Source organism: Roseovarius sp. BRH_c41, assembly GCF_000961715.1.
Classification (GTDB): Bacteria; Pseudomonadota; Alphaproteobacteria; order Rhodobacterales; family Rhodobacteraceae; genus Roseovarius.
The window spans coordinates 113,960-131,209 of sequence record NZ_LADY01000064.1 but is presented as its reverse complement, the minus strand read 5'-3'; the positions used below and the strand labels follow the sequence as shown (position 1 = coordinate 131,209).

10 protein-coding genes are annotated in these 17,250 nt (G+C 56.7%); 6 read left to right on the top strand and 4 right to left on the bottom strand.

From position 1 onward, the window contains the following. The first annotated feature begins 22 nt into the window (after positions 1-22). Together VR71_RS20690 and VR71_RS20685 are read left to right on the top strand one after the other, a co-directional pair. Positions 23-712, top strand: a complete 690-nt coding sequence (locus tag VR71_RS20690; RefSeq protein ID WP_045686380.1) for an acyl-homoserine-lactone synthase — start codon at positions 23-25, stop codon at positions 710-712. Between the two features lie 203 nt (positions 713-915). Continuing rightward, positions 916-2,280 (top strand): HAMP domain-containing sensor histidine kinase, encoded by a 1,365-nt coding sequence (locus VR71_RS20685; RefSeq protein WP_296430690.1) that lies wholly within the window; start codon positions 916-918, stop codon positions 2,278-2,280. A 308-nt stretch (positions 2,281-2,588) separates the two neighbouring features. Here VR71_RS20685 and VR71_RS20680 read toward each other — a convergent pair whose 3' ends face one another. Beyond that, positions 2,589-3,020, bottom strand: a complete 432-nt coding sequence (locus VR71_RS20680) for a response regulator (RefSeq protein ID WP_009815984.1) — start codon at positions 3,018-3,020, stop codon at positions 2,589-2,591. Between the two features lie 269 nt (positions 3,021-3,289). Continuing rightward, positions 3,290-4,285 carry a response regulator gene (locus VR71_RS25325; RefSeq protein WP_296430687.1) on the bottom strand — a complete coding sequence of 332 codons (996 nt, stop codon included), beginning with the start codon at positions 4,283-4,285 and terminating at the stop codon, positions 3,290-3,292. Positions 4,286-4,698: 413 nt separating this feature from the next. Between VR71_RS25325 and VR71_RS25320 the strand changes: the two genes are divergently transcribed. Then, positions 4,699-5,688, top strand: a complete 990-nt coding sequence (locus VR71_RS25320) for a response regulator (protein WP_296430685.1) — start codon at positions 4,699-4,701, stop codon at positions 5,686-5,688. A gap of 107 nt (positions 5,689-5,795) precedes the next feature. Here VR71_RS25320 and VR71_RS20665 read toward each other — a convergent pair whose 3' ends face one another. After that, positions 5,796-6,140, bottom strand: a complete 345-nt coding sequence (locus VR71_RS20665) for an Hpt domain-containing protein (protein WP_009815981.1) — start codon at positions 6,138-6,140, stop codon at positions 5,796-5,798. A 21-nt stretch (positions 6,141-6,161) separates the two neighbouring features. Beyond that, complete coding sequence (locus VR71_RS20660; protein WP_045686379.1) at positions 6,162-7,148, bottom strand: response regulator; 987 nt, start codon at positions 7,146-7,148, stop codon at positions 6,162-6,164. A gap of 554 nt (positions 7,149-7,702) precedes the next feature. On the opposite strand from VR71_RS20660, the gene VR71_RS20655 reads away from it, so the two are divergent. From VR71_RS20655 to VR71_RS20645, 3 genes are read left to right on the top strand one after another with little or no spacing between them, the layout of a single operon-like run. After that, positions 7,703-9,310 carry a ShlB/FhaC/HecB family hemolysin secretion/activation protein gene (locus VR71_RS20655; RefSeq protein ID WP_296430723.1) on the top strand — a complete coding sequence of 536 codons (1,608 nt, stop codon included), beginning with the start codon at positions 7,703-7,705 and terminating at the stop codon, positions 9,308-9,310. Continuing rightward, a complete protein-coding gene (locus VR71_RS20650) occupies positions 9,270-15,311 on the top strand; it encodes an MBG domain-containing protein (protein ID WP_296430683.1) in 6,042 nt (2,013 codons plus the stop codon). The genes VR71_RS20655 and VR71_RS20650 overlap by 41 nt, the downstream gene beginning before the upstream one ends. An 18-nt stretch (positions 15,312-15,329) precedes the next feature. After that, positions 15,330-17,237: a caspase family protein gene (locus tag VR71_RS20645; protein WP_045686378.1), complete on the top strand. Its 1,908-nt coding sequence runs from the start codon at positions 15,330-15,332 to the stop codon at positions 17,235-17,237. The last annotated feature ends 13 nt before the right edge of the window (positions 17,238-17,250 follow it).

Below are 17,250 nucleotides of genomic sequence, written 5' to 3'. Positions count from 1 at the left end.
CGCAGTCTTGGAAGGAGCGATCATGAACGAGCAAGTCATCGATGCGTTGAAGCACTCGCGCTACAGGGTTCTGACCGACAGCGAGGACCTCGAGGAGGTATATCGCCTGCGCTACAAATGCTATCGCGCCGAACGGTCGGTCGTCGAAAACGAGCGCGGTATCATGACCGACGCATTCGACGAGACGGCGAACTGCGTCCACGTCGGTATTGAAATGGATGGTAAGTTGTTGGCGTCGGTGCGTCTGCACCTGATCTCCAGTCTGTCGCTTACATCACCGACGCTGGAGGTGTTTCCCGAGATACTGGAGGACATCAAACGCGGACAGACGGCGCTCGATTCGACCCGCTTTGTGATCGATCCTGCGGCCCGTAAACAGCGCGTGCCGCTGCATTTTTTAGCACTGCGCATCCCGTGTCTGGCTATAATGTTTTACGATATCGATCTGGGCCTTGCGCCGGTGCGTGCCGAGCATGCCGCGTTCTACCGCCGCTACTTTGGTTATAAACCGGCGATGGAACCACGCAGCTACCCTGGGTTGGCAAAGCCTATCCACCTTCTGACCGCCAAGGTTAGGGAACAGCGCGACGCGGTCCTGGCGCGCACTCCGGTTTTCGGTCCGATTGACGCGATCCCGCAATCCAACATTGAATTCCCGGATCTTTCGGGGGTCTATGTCGCTTCGAAAAATGGCCGTTCCGAGGCGGCCTGACTGCGCGTGGTCGGGCGCCTTCGACGGGGGACAATGCTCAGTCGGTTTGCAATGCGGACTGAACCATGGCCCCAACCAATATCAACGTGTCATAGAGCTTTGAAATTTTCGCAATTGAAAAGCAACATCCCGCCTTGTGAGTGGTCTATTTTCAACACAATTTCGCTATAAGCGTTAACCTCGGACCTGCGTCAGAGGTAGGCATGAAGGACTTTAACACAGTTTGGGCGACCCGGGGCGATTGGTTCAACTCGGACGGTCAAGAACAAAGTATCAAGGACTACCTGCGCCTTGCCGACCAGCTCGTCTGGAAGCGGCAATTGAGTTATTGTGTTGCGGCCATATTGGCTCTTTTCTACATTGATCCCATTGTAATCCTTGCGTTCTACAGCGCCGTAGCTCTTATCGAATTGCTTGATATGGCACTTGCGCGCAAGCACCTCGGCTGGGATGGTAAAGATCCGGTCGTAGGCGGGAAAATCCTCAAGCGTATCACTATCAACACAGGCCTGAGTGCGATCACGATCAGCGCTTTTATCGTCGGTACTGCAGTTCAGCAAACATCGAGCGGGCATTTGACGCCGAGCTTCTTGCTCCTTTGTGCGTCGATTTTCGCGGCAATGTACAATAGTCAAATGATCGGCATCTTGCTCTTGCGTCTGTCGATCTATGGTTTAGCGTTTCTGTTCATCGCGTTTCTTGACGTGTTTCGCTATTTCCCACCGCTTAACTCCCCAATCTGGTTGGAGTTCTTCACAATCATCTTCGTGCTCTACTTCATTTGTGACATTTCAGCGAAGTTCTACCTCAGCTACCAGGAGCGGCTTGAACAGATTCAACTGATCAAGCAAGAAAACGAGCGCGCCAAGGCTGCCTTGGAGGTCAAGTCGCAGTTCCTCGCCACGGTCAGCCATGAGTTGCGCACACCGCTGACCTCAATCATGGGATCACTTGACCTCGTAAACAGCGGCGTACTCGGCGAGGTGCCCGAGAAGCTCAAGCGCGTCATCGGCATCGCGGCCAAGAACGGGCATCGGCTCGCTAACTTGATCGATGACCTGCTCGACCTGCAAAAGATCGAAGCTGGCGAGATCGTGTTCCATTTTAAACCCCTCAATGCCAACGAGTTGGTGGACGAGGCCGTGGAATCCACCACAGGTTATGCCGGAAAGCTCGGCATCCAAGTCACGACCATCCACTGCGAGGAAGATTGCCGGTTTTTGGGCGACCGCAGCCGCCTTATCCAAGTGATGAACAACCTGTTGTCAAACGCCCTGAAGTTTTCGCATGAGCGCGGTACGGTAAGGGTGCGCGTGGAAGCCCTTGGCACCCGCATCCGCATTTCGGTCCATGACGAGGGTGTGGGCATTCCGAAAGATGCCAAGGACCGCGTTTTTGGCAAGTTCAGCCAGGTGGATTCTTCCGATGTGCGTAAAGTCGGTGGCACCGGCCTTGGCCTGAACATCAGCAAGCAGATCGTTGAGCGCCACAACGGCACCATCGATTACGTCAGCGAACTGGGCGTCGGTTCAACGTTTTCTATAGAATTCGACCGTATGACAGACTGAGCCAGCGCAAGCGCAGGCCGCGACCTGGCGATATAGATCGTCCGCCAGAACAATTGCGATGAGACAACGTCCGTATTGACGTAACGGCTCAGATCAATGTCCAAAACTTCGATATCCATCGTGACCTGCTCCTCTTTTCCACCCATGCCCACAACAATAGCGACGGTTTGGTGGGAAGGCAGTTCATCCCACTAGGTCATCGAATACATCGAGATGTTCCACAACCTGAAACGCAAGCACACGAACAATGGCATGCTGTCGCGTGTCGACTTCGAGATCAGACAGAAGAAACTGAAGGAAACGGGCGTCTAGGAAACTAGGGGCACCTCACCCAGCCTAACGTACTCCGATTCTGAACCAGTGTGAGCCAGCCAGAGCGCATGTATGTGATTGGCAAGGTCTACCGGATCGAAGGGCTTCGCTATGACAGCCAAAGCACCATTGCGGCGAAGGCTGTTTGAAAAGTCTCCGTTAACCCTCGCCGTCATGAAGACGACGGGCACCTCACTTAAGCCGGGCAGGCTACGTAGCTCACGAAGCGTCTCTTTGCCATCCATGTCTGGCATCATGTAATCCAAAAGGAAAAGGTCTGGGCCAAACGCTTCCGCTTCTTCAGTCGCCTGTTTGCCAGAAGCACATTGCAGAAGGTCAAATTGACCAATTAATTTCAGCGCAATGTCGGCTATGGTTCGAATGTCTTCGTCATCATCTACATGAAGTATCCGCCGCAACTCTCTCATTACATCGTCCTCAGAATATAACCATCTTCAGCTAAACCTGAAAACAGATTGCATGGTAAATATTTAATTTTCAATTACTTATCTCCATCAGGACACTAAATTGATCTCGTGAATGCCGCCACCCGAAGGCATCAATTCATACATCTCTTCCATGTTTCTTGAATGGACCGATACTTTGTCTGTTCTTTGAGCAAGCAGTTATACTTGACTGACGTGAGCAGGTAGGAAATTTCAGTGCGCTGGGCCCATTCAGTTTGTGAGGACACACCTTACCGTCCTTTCTTAGCGAGGGCTTTCTCAAAAATTCTCTCTTCAATGTCATCGACGCGCGGCAAATCAAGCGCAAGCGCATCTGGATTGATTGAATGCTCGCCCCGCACATCGTGTGTTGTCGTATTCGAGGACGCTGGACGCGGTCTGGAAATGTTCGAAATCCTCAGTTTCAGCGCCTTTGATCCAGCCGATTGAGCTTGAGACAGTCCAAGGTTGACTCGATTTTGCATGTTCTCTGCGGTCTTGCCGGCGTGCCCTGAGCTGTGGTTGCTCAAGCATATAATAAATCGTCCTCTACCGAGGTAAGAAAAAAGGATCTGGTCTCCACTCGCCTCCTCAGAGAGAAGGCTGCTTACTTGGTGCAGATGTCGCTTCAACTCCGTATAATCGGCCTGACTAAGAAGCGTCCCAAAATCTTTGATCTGAACGCGGTATAGATTCGGCGTTTCATCGCGAGAGCGCAGTTCAGACAATCTTTTCTGGAGGCAGGAGAACTCTACCATCCCCTTTATGTTGGGAAACCAGACGGGTTTTATTGGGGTACTGTCATGCAAGAGATAGTTGCGGCGCGGAGGCATCTCAGAACCGCCTATTGGGGCTTTCGTTCTGTTGATGAATTCAACGAGCAACATCGCAGTCTTGATGCGCCCCACCAGTTCGTTGTGATCAAGGGGTTTACGCAAAAAGTCGGTTGCACCCGCGCTGAACGCGCGCGACATGAGGGTGCTATCACGCTGCGAGGTTACCATAATGATTGGCGCCAGTTTGCTGTCGGCTCGCATGCGCAAAATATTACAAAGATCAATGCCGTCAGAATGACCCAGAACGATATCCAACAGAAAGCAATCAAAAGGTGACGACCGTTGGTCAAGCAGAGACAGCGCCTCCTCAGCGCTGTGAGCTACTGTAACATCGCGTAGGCCAAGCTCAGCGAGTTTCGTCACTACCAGCTTTGCAAAGACTACGTCGTCATCAACAAGAAGAGTTCGCATTGTCGAAGCTCGCCATAGGTAGGTCAGATCCCTTATTCCACTAAGGTTTAATAAAACACGATCGTGGCATTTTATTGGCGAATGGCCTTATGATTACTTCGGCGGCTGAGAAAACGCTTCTTTGAATGCAAACCAAAATTTTGAGTTTGCGGTGATCGTTTGGCGTAAAATTGGCAAAACTGTGAACTTACATGATGAGCAATGCATGATTGAGCAGGTCACCGCCTGTCTCATGTCAGCACGACCTGTTGGGCGACTTCTCGCTGGTTTGCTCGCTGGTTTGAACGTTTCTCCACAATTCGAACAAATTTTCAGAATACTACCTAAAGGTGCGTGATGTGCCCGATCGATATGACCGCGCATTGTGGAGGGCATAGAGAATTTGATGAGAGTATGTAGAGGCGAGGCGTCACATGAAAATCATAGCAGTAGACGATGATCTTGTGTCGCTGAACTTGCTGCGCGATTGTCTTCAAAGCGAGCGAGACCACGACGTAACCTTGAAGCCTTCTGCGTTGGACGCGCTGGAAACTCTTCAAAAAGAAGAAATTCCTTTCGACTGCATCCTCTTGGATATCGAGATGCCGGAGCTAAGTGGAATAGACTTATGCAGAGAAATTAGAAGCCTTGCGGCATACCATAGCGCGCCTATCATAATGATTACCAGGCGCAGAGACCACGCGTCGATCTCGCAGGCTTTCGCGAACGGTGCCACTGACTACATCAAAAAACCCTTTGATGCATTCGAGGTGCTAACTCGGATCAATGTCGCGGAACGTCTTGTCCAAGAGCGGCAGGCTGCCTTGGATAGCTACACTGCCGTGAGAAACGTGTTGGGTTATACGCCGCCGGTCTTGTCCGCCAAGCAAGTAAAGAAGAATGACGCGTTCATTGCATCAGGAGCTATGCAAATCAAGCTCGAAGGGCTCTTACCCTTATCGGTATTCAAGAATTACCTCGAACAAGTCGCTGAAACTGAAGTGTGCGACACGTATCTCTTTGCCGTCAGGATCCAGAGTATAGACAGGATCTTTGCAAGTATGGACGCAGCTGATTTCTTGGAATTTCTCGAAGCGTTTATATGCGCGCTGAAAAGCACGTTTGGTGCTGAAGGTACATTTCTTTCTCATGTTGGGAATGGGACCATGCTATGCGCGATGAGTAGCGATGGTGGGTTCGCGCCCGACGAAGCGCAGTTATCTATATATATGACGCTGAAAGACAATTATCCTCGGAAATGGGATCTCGATTTAATGCCTGATGATATAGTTTCTGGCCATCCGATTAGCTTGAGCAAGACGCAAAAGCTAAATTTCAAGAGAGCTATGAAAGCTGCTCTTGCGCGACTCGATCAGCGCCCAGGGGACAAGATCAACTTATACCCGTCCAAGCGCGTGGGTTAAAAAGTCTGATACTTGACCAGATACTTTCAGGCAACGTTTGCAGAAACGGGCTCAATCAATCATTTGGCCATTATTTATCGCTTCGATATTCGTGAGCGGCTATGAGTTCATGCAAACATGGATTCGTCGTTGAGAACAAGAAACATTAAAACCAACAAGTGGTCTGCGTGTTCGCGCATTTCAGAAGTCGCTTCTGACCAGCTTGTGCTAAGTGAGGCGACAAAATCATCAATCTCAGCTGCGACATGCCCAAGATCTGGAAATCCAAGGGTGGCTGCAGTTCCAGCGATCTTGTGGCAAATTCGCCCGATCTCGCGGCAGGTCTGAGAGTGATCGGCTACCTGATCCAATTGATCGCGAAGCATTTCCACATCGCGATACTGTTTTTCCAACTCGTTAAGAAAATGCGTCCTAACCTTTTCAAGCCGGATCGAGATGTCCTGTTGGATCATGTTTTATTCCTAGAGCTTAATTCAACCAATGCCGAGCAGACGCTTGAGTTTGCTGGACGGAGCGCGTTCCTGTGGAACTGGACATAGCGCCCGTGCCTCTGCGGACCGCAGTGCTTGAAAAAGTGCGTCTGATATGTCCCGCGAAGCCGTGAGCTCGAGCGAAATACTTTCCCCAACAACTGGCGTCTGCGAGATCGCCCGACCATCGCAGAAATGAAGGTCCATTTCTCGGACAGTTCGGCTAAGTCGCGTTTCGAATGCATCTGGAGCGAAGTTGGAGGCATTGGTGAGCACGCAAACAAAACGACCCTCTCCAGCATGGCTTGCAAAGAATAGATCCGGTTTCAAGCATTCTGAGATAGCTTCAGCAAAGTCACTTACCGCTGCTTCAAATTCAAACACACTGCTTGCGCGAAACGCCCGGGCCATATCAGGCACCACAATGCCAAAAGCGATCATGTCGTATAAAGAGACACGTGAAATCTGTAAGAGGTAGTTTTCCAACGCTAGGAAGTCAATGAAACCGTCAATCCCACGCAGGGAGAGCCGTTTCTCAAGGTCTGCCGCAGTAACTGTTGACGCTGGCGAATTCAATTGAGGAGTGGGATTGCGTTCCTCGAGACTACGGTACTCTGAGAGAAGAGATTGGATAAGCCGCAATCTGGAGTGGATTTCCAACACGTCGAACGGCTTGGTTATGTAATCGCTGGCACCTGCATTAAACGCTCTGTCTATGTAGGTGCGGTCGGACATCGCGGTGATCATCAGTATCGGGCTGTTGCGATATTCATCGATCCGGCGAATTTGCGTCGTTAGTTCAATCCCATCGACCTCTGGCATCTGGATATCAAGGAGGAAGCAATCGAACGGGACATTGACTCGATCGATCTCGGCTAATGCTTCGGCCGCAGAATTGCATACCGTCAGGTTACCAAAGCCAGCGGCGCGGAGCACTTCGGTCAGAAGCTCCAAGATGATCGGGTCGTCATCTACTGCTAGAATTTTCATCTTATTCCCTTGAACAAGAGACCAGTTTGAGATGCGATGCGATACGAGACGATGCAATACGATACGCGGCAGCGTCATCTATCAGAATGTTCTAAGAACCGGGCGAAACTAAGGCGGTAATGGTATGTATTTCGCGCAACCCTAGGTTCTTTGAAAGCTTTTGCCTTATGATCAGCGAGCAAGGTCGATGAGAAATCTACGGCCTCGCTGAGATTTGACCTGCTCTCCTGAGAGTCCGCTAATTTAGGTTAGCTCTGTGCAGGTTTAATCAGGTGGTGGCGCCAATACGCTGTGTCACACTCGAGACTTTTCTTGGTCAGATTGCAGTAGCGTTCTAGGTTTTACGTGCAATAATGCGCGCTTCCTGTACCTTAATGGCCAGAGCGGCAGACGTGAGGTAGCAGAACGTGAGACACGTAAATTTCGCGGACCGTCACTGGCGTCGCGGTATCGGCCAATGGGTTGCCTCTGTAGCCATCGGCGTTTTTTCGGCAGTTGGTGCCGGACACGCGCAAACAGCGAGCGAGATTACACCGCCGACCTTACAGCCCGAGTTGCAGCGCTTGAACGGTGCCGTTGTCTTTACTGGCCGAACTGGTACGCAGGCACCACCGGGTTCCGATGAGATCGGCATCACCTTGTCAGGTGTAGATCTGCGCAATGCTCTGCCGCAGCTTGCCGCACAGAACAACGCCTTCAAGGCGCGATTGACCTCTGGCAGGGTTCCGGTGTCAGAACTGTTCGACGCGACAGCGGCGCTTGAGGAAGCTTATGCCGACGCAGGTTTCGTGCTGACCCGTGTCGTGTTGCCACAGCAAAGCCTGCGTGATGGCGGGGTGTTGCGGGTAGAGATCGTAAACGGTTTTATCGAGCGGGTCGACACCAGCAACGTGCCAGCCAACGCGCGGTCGCGGATTGAAGGCCTCACTGCGCCGATAGTCAACAAGGAGGGCCTGACCCGCGGGGAACTGGAGCGGCAATTGCTCCTGGCGGGCGATGTGCCGGGCATCGCCCTCAAATCGGCTCTTGGGGCGGGTGATGAGCCCGGCAGCGCCGTGATCGCGCTTGATCCTGAATATCGCAAGGTGACCGGCTTTGCCGGCTTCGGTAACCCGACCGACGTCGGGTTGGGACGTGTGGCGTTCAATCTCGGCATGGAAGTCAACTCTCCGCTGAAGTTTGGAGAGACCTTCTACTTTCGGGCCTCGGGCGCGCCTCAGGATTATTTCAGTGACGATCCGCGCAGCCGAATTCTTGCTGTCGGGGCCGTTGTGCCACTGGGGTTCTCCGGGCTGACATTGAATGTTGAGTTGACCTCGAGCGACACCAAGCCGGACGATGATGTGGTTCCGACGCGGTCCTCTTTCGATCGGCAATCAGTGCGGCTGAGCTATCCGTTCGTCCGGTCGCGGCAGTTGAACGTCACCGGACAGGTGGCCCTGGATCTTCAGAGCGACAAGCAGGACCTGATTGGGGCTGGGGGCGCGCGGGTGCCGATTTACCGCGACGAGATCTCGGTGCTGCGGTTTGGCGGGAGTGTGTCTTATTTTCATAAAGACGATTCCGTGACGGAAGCGGGATTAATCCTGAGCCAAGGCCTCGACGCGTTTGGGGCACGCACAGCCGCAGAGGCGGCCGCGGAGGGGGTGCCATTGTCGCGCGCCGGCGCAGATGCTGATTTCACCAAACTAGCGGGATCGTTCTCGCATCGGCGAGCGCTTGCGGCCAGCTTTCCCCTTGCACTGTCGGTGACAGGGCGGTTCCAGACGTCCTTCGTTGACCCGCTCGTGACGTCGGAGCAAATCAGCATCGTCGGTGCACAGGAATTGTCAGCGTTCGATTCGGGCGTGCTAAGAGGAGATAGTGGGTTTGTCGTCCGCTCGGAGCTGTCGACGCAAACAAGGGTGACGCTGGCGACAGTGCCGGTTTTGCTCAGCCCTTATACGTTCCTGAGCTATGGCGCGGTATATTTGGAGAACCCCTCGGCAGCTGAACAAGAGCGCACAGAGGCGTTCGCCTACGGTATTGGTATCGATTTTTTTGCACAAACTGATTCAAACTTCCGGTCAAGCAGCTTGCGCGTTGAACTGGGCAGAAGGGAGACAGACGATGGGTCGTCAGATGACAACCGATTCACTATTTCCGGCAATTTCCGGTTCTGATTTGCGGGCCGACTACCGGCGGTTGTTGCAGGCGTCGGTCGCAGCCTGCATTTGTCTTCCGGTCGGGGCGACGGCGCAACAGGCGGCTTTGCCGCAAGGCGGGCAGGTGGCAAGCGGTACAGTGAGCATCAATACGCCGAGTGCCGGAACAATGACGATCACGCAAGGTTCTGACCGGGCGGTGGTGAACTGGGACAGTTTCTCAATTGGGGCAGGCGCCCATGTGGACATTCGGCAGCCTTCAAGCAATGCGGCAATGCTGAATCGGGTCACGGGGAGCACCACTTCGGAGATTCACGGACGGCTGACCGCGAACGGACAGGTGCATCTCGTCAATCCAAACGGCATTTTCATCGGACCGACTGGGACAGTAGACGCAGGCAGTTTCGCGGCATCGACGCTGGGTATCAGTGACGGTGATTTCAATGCGGGGCGGCTGCAATATCGGGGCACCGGCAGTTCGGCGACGGTCGAGAATGCTGGCCGGGTCAGCATCGGGCGCGGCGGCTATGCGGCGTTGCTTGGCGGAAAGGTGCGCAACAGCGGTATTGTGACCGTGCCTTTCGGGCGCATCGGCTTTGCCTCGGGAGAACGTGTGGTTCTGGATGTGTCAGGCGATCAGTTCTTGCAGGTCGCGCTTCCATCGGAGGGCGAGGACGACGGAGAGGCTTTGATCGACAATTCGGGCACGGTCAGTGCTACGGGTGGTCTCGTCGAGATGCGCGCAGCGACGGCGCGCAATGCGGCGCGCAATGCGATCAACCTATCGGGGGTCGCCGAGGCAAGCTCGGTTTCCGTGCGCGGCGGGACGATCACGCTGGGAGGCGGAGATGGCGGGTCGGTTCGTGTCACGGGCAAGGTATCGACGCGGTCGCGGCCGGTATCCGCAGACGTTGCTGTCACGCAATCCTTGCGTCCACGGGCGCGCGGTGGGGACATCACGATCACGGGCGCTAAGATTGCATTGGATGGTGCGCAGATCGACGCGAGTGGCGCGGGGGGCGGTGGCTCTATCCGGATTGGTGGCGATTTCGCGGGGCAGGGGACTTTGCCCCGTGCAGGGACTGTTTCGGGCGATGCGCAGACCGTGATCAACGCGGACGCATTGGAGCGGGGCGACGGTGGCCAGATCGTGCTTTGGTCCGACGAGTACACACAATTTGCGGGCGCCCTTTCGGCACGGGGTGGCGCGCAGGGTGGCGATGGCGGTTTTGTCGAAGTCTCGAGCAAGCTGACCCTGAACTATACTGGGCTAGCGGATCAGAGGGCACCCTTGGGCAAGTGGGGCATGCTACTGCTGGACCCCACGGATATCGTGGTTGATCCGGGTGCCGGCGGCGAAAACATGCTGGAGGCCAACCTTGCGTTCGGAGATGTGATACTGAATACGAGTGGGTCCGGCACAGGCTCGGGCGATATCACGGTCAACGCCGATGTCGACTGGACTGCGGCGACGACGCTGACCTTGATCGCGGATGACGATGGGACGACCAGCGGGACGGGAGGCAATATCGCACTGAACGGCGCGATCAACGGCGCGTCCGGTGGGTTGCGGCTTGACGCGGTGAACCAGATCGCCACCGGGGCGGGAGGCGCGATCAATGTCGGGTCCTTCACCCTGGTTTCGGGTGTCTGGACACAGAACACCGCGACACTTCCCGCCTTCTCGGCCGATGATTTCGCCATCAACTTCGGTGCATCCTTTTCACGGTTCGTTGGCGGAACGGGGGTCTTGGGCGATCCGTTTCTCGTGGCGGATATCTACGGCTTTCAGGGTCTTGTCCCGAACGGGATCAGCAATGGTTTTGTGGCGCTGGCCAATGACATTGACGGCAGCAGCACCGCAACCTGGACCGAGGGTTTCAGCCCGCTCTTCCTTTCCGATGGCACGTTCGACCTGGACGGCCGAGGCTTTAGCATATCGAACGTCTTCAGCGCGCCTGACAGTGGCGAGGGGCTGGCCCCTTACGGGCTGTTCAGCTTCCTGTCCACCGATTCCGTCGTGGAAAACCTGACGCTAGAAGGCTTCACCATGATCGGTTCATCGGGCGGTTTGCTCGCAGCCTTCAACGAGGGCACGATCCGCAATGTGCGTGCAAGCGGGACATCGTCAGGCACCGGCGAAGCGGTTGGCGGTCTGGTTGGGGAAAATTTTGGTCTGATTGAGGACAGTATCGCGGATGTGGCGGTCACGGCAGACGGGTCCGAGGCGTTCGGAGGCCAAGTCTTTGCCGGAGGTTTTGTCGGGCACAACAATTTTGGCACAATCAACCGGTCACATGCCTTGGGGAATGTGACCGTCACCGACGAATTTGATGGAGCGGAATTTTATGTAGGCGGATTCGCTGGCGTGGAAAATTCCAACTTCGGTGGGACGATCAACGATAGCTACGCACGGGGCAACGTCACAGTGACGAGCGGAACGGCAATGTCCGAAGTCTATGCAGGCGGTTTCGTCGGTGAGATCAACGGCGATATCTTCCGCAGCTATTCGACTGGAACGGTGACCGTCACCGGTGATGCTATTGCTACGGTCGGCGGGTTTGCCGCGACTGATCAAAGCGGATTTTCCAGCGCCGACACGAACTTCTGGGATATCCAGACTTCAGGCCTTGCCACTTCTGCGGCCGGAACCGGCCTGAGCACGGCGCAATTCCAAGACACCGAAACGTTTATTTCACTGGGTGAAGTGCAGGGATGGGATTTCGCGAATGTCTGGGCACCGGGGGATACCGGGTTTTATCCGGTCAACTACACCACTAGCCCCGTGATCTTGGTGACGCCAGACCCGCTGACGCTGACCTATGGCAGCACGACGACTGCAGTATCCTCCGGCACGATCAATGGCGGGCCTGACCTTTATGTGTTCGACGATCCAGCGGATACACTGGACGCCGATCAAGCGAGTGCGCCGCTGACCTTTGCCGACGAGAACGTAGGCACCACGACCTTCATGCTCGATACCGCCAGTGTCACATCGGATTTGGGGGTCATTTACCGTGTTGTGGACAGGTTGGGCGACGCCGAGATCACCCCCGCGCCCCTGACGATTACTGCCAATGATGTGGCCAAGACCTATGGCACGCTGCTGGCGTTCGACGGGACGGAGTTCACTGTCGGCGGGCAGCTCTTCTTTGACGACACTGTGGATTCTGCGGCATTGACCAGTGATGGCGCGGCTGGAGAGGCGGCCGTGAACGGCGGCACCCCCTATGCCATCGCGATCAGTGATGCGGTGGGCGAGGGTATTGCCAATTACGACATCACGTTTGAGGACGGCGCGCTTACGGTCGATCCTGCGCCCCTGACGATCACCGCCAATGATGCGGACAAGACCTATGGCACGCTGCTGGAATTCGACGGGACGGAGTTCACCGTCGGCGGGCAGCTCTTCTTTGACGACGCGGTCGAGACTGCGACACTGACCAGTGATGGCGCGGCTGGAGAGGCGGCAGTGAACGGCGGCACTCCCTATGCCATCGCGATCAGTGATGCGGTGGGCGCGGGCCTTGACAACTATGACATCACGTTTGAGAGCGGCGCGCTTACGGTCGATCCGGCGCCCCTGACTGTCACCGCCAATGACGCGAATAAGACCTATGGCACGCTGCTGGCGTTCGACGGGACGGAGTTCACTGTCGGCGGGCAGCTCTTCTTTGACGACACTGTGGATTCTGCGGCATTGACCAGTGATGGCGCGGCTGGAGAGGCGGCCGTGAACGGCGGCACCCCCTATGCCATCGCGATCAGTGATGCGGTGGGCGAGGGTATTGCCAATTACGACATCACGTTTGAGGACGGCGCGCTTACGGTCGATCCTGCGCCCCTGACGATCACCGCCAATGATGCGGACAAGACCTATGGCACGCTGCTGGAATTCGACGGGACGGAGTTCACCGTCGGCGGGCAGCTCTTCTTTGACGACGCGGTCGAGACTGCGACACTGACCAGTGATGGCGCGGCTGGAGAGGCGGCAGTGAACGGCGGCACTCCCTATGCCATCGCGATCAGTGATGCGGTGGGCGCGGGCCTTGACAACTATGACATCACGTTTGAGAGCGGCGCGCTTACGGTCGATCCGGCGCCCCTGACTGTCACCGCCAATGACGCGAATAAGACCTATGGCACGCTGCTGGCGTTCGACGGGACGGAGTTCACTGTCGGCGGGCAGCTCTTCTTTGACGACACTGTGGATTCTGCGGCATTGACCAGTGATGGCGCGGCTGGAGAGGCGGCCGTGAACGGCGGCACCCCCTATGCCATCGCGATCAGTGATGCGGTGGGCGAGGGTATTGCCAATTACGACATCACGTTTGAGGACGGCGCGCTTACGGTCGATCCTGCGCCCCTGACGATCACCGCCAATGATGCGGACAAGACCTATGGCACGCTGCTGGAATTCGACGGGACGGAGTTCACCGTCGGCGGGCAGCTCTTCTTTGACGACGCGGTCGAGACTGCGACACTGACCAGTGATGGCGCGGCTGGAGAGGCGGCAGTGAACGGCGGCACTCCCTATGCCATCGCGATCAGTGATGCGGTGGGCGCGGGCCTTGACAACTATGACATCACGTTTGAGAGCGGCGCGCTTACGGTCGATCCGGCGCCCCTGACTGTCACCGCCAATGACGCGAATAAGACCTATGGCACGCTGCTGGCGTTCGACGGGACGGAGTTCACTGTCGGCGGGCAGCTCTTCTTTGACGACACGGTAGAGTCTGCGACACTGACCAGTGATGGCGCGGCTGGGGAGGCGGCAGTGAACGGCGGCATCCCCTATGCCATCGCGATCAGTGATGCGGTGGGCGAGGGCCTTGACAACTATGACATCACGTTTGAGGCGGGCGCGCTTACGGTCGATCCCGCGCCCCTGACGATCACCGCCAATGACGCGGTCAAGACCTATGGCACATTGCTGGCGTTCGACGGGACGGAGTTCACCGTCGGCGGGCAGCTCTTCTTTGACGACATGGTAGAGACTGCGACACTGAGCAGTGATGGTGCAGCGCAGCAGGCGGCAGTGAACGGCGGCTCCCCATATTCCATTGCAATCAGTGACGCGGTGGGCGAGGGCATTGACAACTACGATATAACGTTTGAGAGCGGCGCGCTGACGGTACAGCCCGCACCCCTAACAATCACCGCCAATGATGCGGTTAAAGTGTTTGGGACATTGCTGACATTCGAGGGAACGGAATTCACCGTCATCGGACTTGCGGTTGAGGGCGACAGTGTCGATTTTGCGGAGCTGAACAGTGAGGGCGCGGCGACGTCGGCAGTCGTGGCGGACAGCCCGTTCCCGATCGAGATTTCGGCCGTGGAGGGCAACGGCCTAGAAAATTACGACGTGACGCTACAAGAGGGTGCGCTTACCGTGACGCCCGCGGTGGTGAACGACGTGCCCGTGCCACCCGTGTTTGTCGGATTTCCGCTGCCGAACCCGGGCGACACGATCGGCGGCGACTTTGGAACTGGTGGTAACGACGGGCCTGGTGGGACGGACATCGGGGGTGCCGCTCTGCTAGGGGCCGCCGAGGCTACGTTCGAGAAGGTAGACGCGCTTTCTGAGTCGTTGGAGATTGCGGCAGATTCCTGCGGGCAGAGCAGTGGCGATGTCAGCCGGTACTTGGCCTGCATGTCTGACTCACTCAATGAATTCGCGAATGAGCTGGATGCGATTTCGAGCGACCTGCCGCCCGGCATGCAAAACGTCGCGCGGATTGTGCAGGATGCACGGGTCCGGGTCGATCAGGCGCGGGTGCGGGCGCAGCAGCGGCTGGCGGGTGCGACCACGGATGCCGAGCGCGAGGCGATCCGCCGCGACGCCGTGAGCGAAGCGCGCGATGCACTTGCAGATGCCGCAACGGAGATCCGCAAGTCGATCGCGCTAGTGCGCGTTGAGGATCCCGAACTGGCGACGGTGCAGCGGGCAACGGTCACGCGGGTGGCGAGTGCGATGGACAATGTCGGCATCAAGATGAGCCGGGCCGTCGGCCTGTAAAAAGGGAGTCCCTGAAAAGTGCTGCGCGGATTTTGGGTTGTCTTGATCTTGGTGCTGACTGCGACGGATGGACTGGCCGAGACGCGTCTGGCTTTTGTGGTTGGCAACTCCGCCTATGCCAATGTCAGCCCGCTCGACAATCCAATCAACGATGCGCTGGATGTGTCCGTGGCGCTGGAGGGGCTGGGGTTCGACGTGATCCTCGGGTCCGACACTAATATGGAAGAGATGCGTGAGGGCACGGCTATTTTTGCCGAACGCGCCGCGACGGCGGATGTGGTGCTGTTCTATTACGCCGGGCATGGCTTTCAGGTCAGCGGGCAGAATTACCTCGTGCCGGTCGATGCCGATTTGCAATCGGTCGACGATCTGGGTGAACAGACCGTGGCGCTGACCGATGTCCTGACGGCGATGCAGAAATCCGATGGTCTGAAGCTGGTGTTCCTCGACGCTTGCCGCGACAATCCGTTCGGTGTCGAGCTGCGCGTCGAAAGCGGCTTGGCACGGGTCAGCACGGCGGCGGATTTCATGTTCGTCTATGCCACTCAGCCCGACAACGTGGCCTATGACGGGACCGGGCGGAACAGTTTCTTTACTGAGGCGGTGCTGAGCCATATCTATACGCCTGGGCAGGACATTCAGGATCTGATGATTTCGGTCCGGCGCGACGTACTGTCTGCCACTGGCGGGCGGCAGATTCCGTGGGAAAACTCATCGCTGACCCAGTCTTTCCGGTTCGACAACAGCCCCGTGACTGCGTCGGAGGAAACGATGCTCTGGCAGGTCGCGGCGAGCGAGCAGGATCCTAACCTGATGCAGCTTTACGCCGAACGCTATCCGCAGGGCGCGCATGTGGACGATGTGCTGGCGTTTTTGCAAACCGGTACACAGACACGGACGCTAGGCATTCGCAACGCTGAGGCAGAGGCGGACAGGCTGTGGCAGCTGGCGCGGCGCAGCCGGATGCGGCCGTTGCTTGAGTATTACCTCGACCGGTATCCGAACGGTGCCGACGTCGCCGAGGCGCAGCGCTTGCTCACGCTGATTCCTCCGCAGGAGGACAGCACGCCGGGTGGTGTCTGCGAACGGCTGGCAACCCATCCGCGCGACGCAACGGCAGTGCACTCCGGGATGCCTTTCGATCGGTTGCAGCAGAGCGCTCTGACCGCTATCCAGGCTTGCGCAGCGGCTTCGGCGCAGTTTCCCGAGTTGCCGCATTATACCGCGCTTTATGCTCGTGCTGTCGCGGCCTCGGGCGATATTGAGCGGGCAGTGACCTTGTATAAGAGTGCGGCGGACCGGGGCGATCTGCGCGCCATGGTGAGTCTGGCACAACTTACGGAATCCGGCAATGGTTTGCCCCAGGATCCAGAAGCGGCGCTGGCGTTGTACCAGCGTGCGGCGGAGGGCGGCAGCCCAGATGCCATGATAAACTTGGCGATCATTCTTTTCGAAGGGCAGATGGCACCAAAGGACGAGGAACGGGCAATCGAGCTACTGCGCGCGGCAGCAAAGAGCGGATCACCCAAGGCGGTTTTCAACCTTGGCGTTCTGGCTCAGGACGGCGTGGTCGATGCGCCCGGCGAAGCGCTGAAATATTTCCGGCGTGCCGCAGATGAAGGTGAGACTGAGGGTTACCGTGCCGCGGCGATTCTTCTTGATGAGGGGCGCGGGGTGCAGAAGGACCCGGACGAGGCGGCGAACTTACTGTTGCGTGGTGTTGCATCAGACCGGGGTGCGTTGCTTGCGCAGTTGACCGAAGCGACGGACCAATGGTCCGACGACACGATCCGCGCAGTGCAGAGCCGTCTGAAGGCTGCTGGCTTTTACGCCGCAGCAGTCGACGGTCTGCCGGGGCCGAGTTTCACCGCAGCGCTGCACCGCTGGCGTGATGGCGGGTTCAATGTGGATGTGCTGGTGAACTGAGACCGCTCCTCTA

Bases quoted from the DNA above. Each gene is read 5' to 3' on its own strand.
- VR71_RS20690 (WP_045686380.1), top strand. From the start codon at position 23: ATGAACGAGCAAGTCATCGATGCGTTGAAGCACTCGCGCTACAGGGTT.
- VR71_RS20685 (WP_296430690.1), top strand. From the start codon at position 916: ATGAAGGACTTTAACACAGTTTGGGCGACCCGGGGCGATTGGTTCAAC.
- VR71_RS20680 (WP_009815984.1), bottom strand. From the start codon at position 3,020: ATGAGAGAGTTGCGGCGGATACTTCATGTAGATGATGACGAAGACATT.
- VR71_RS25325 (WP_296430687.1), bottom strand. From the start codon at position 4,285: ATGCGAACTCTTCTTGTTGATGACGACGTAGTCTTTGCAAAGCTGGTA.
- VR71_RS25320 (WP_296430685.1), top strand. From the start codon at position 4,699: ATGAAAATCATAGCAGTAGACGATGATCTTGTGTCGCTGAACTTGCTG.
- VR71_RS20665 (WP_009815981.1), bottom strand. From the start codon at position 6,140: ATGATCCAACAGGACATCTCGATCCGGCTTGAAAAGGTTAGGACGCAT.
- VR71_RS20660 (WP_045686379.1), bottom strand. From the start codon at position 7,148: ATGAAAATTCTAGCAGTAGATGACGACCCGATCATCTTGGAGCTTCTG.
- VR71_RS20650 (WP_296430683.1), top strand. From the start codon at position 9,270: ATGACAACCGATTCACTATTTCCGGCAATTTCCGGTTCTGATTTGCGG.